Below are 432 nucleotides of genomic sequence, written 5' to 3' on the forward strand. Positions count from 1 at the left end.
GTTGTACATCAAATAATTCAGCCATCCTTTTTTGCGTAAGCCAAAGATTTTCATCTCTGCATAAAACTTCAATTTCTATATTTCCACCTGGAGTAGTATAAAATACAATCTTATTCTCATCCATTATCTATCTCCTATAACTTACAAACAAACCATTGATCATCAATAGGAATTTAACCAATTAATTGTCTCTACTGCAACTAAATTCTTTAAAACGTCTTTAGAGGGCTATTATAACTTATTAATGAGCTGGATAGAGGGGAATATCTGTTTTATCAAAAATTCATGTGACCTCTTCTCAGCTCCAGTAAACAGTTATTTCCAAAATGGAAACAACTCAAATAGTAAGGTGTCTAGGAGGTCGGACTTCCGTTTAGCGGGTTCTTAAAGTTTAGGCTCTCTTTAATTTCTGAGCTGCATTCAAATTATTTT

It is taken from the genome of Wolbachia endosymbiont of Drosophila incompta (genome assembly GCF_001758565.1).
Lineage (GTDB): Bacteria > Pseudomonadota > Alphaproteobacteria > Rickettsiales > Anaplasmataceae > Wolbachia > Wolbachia pipientis.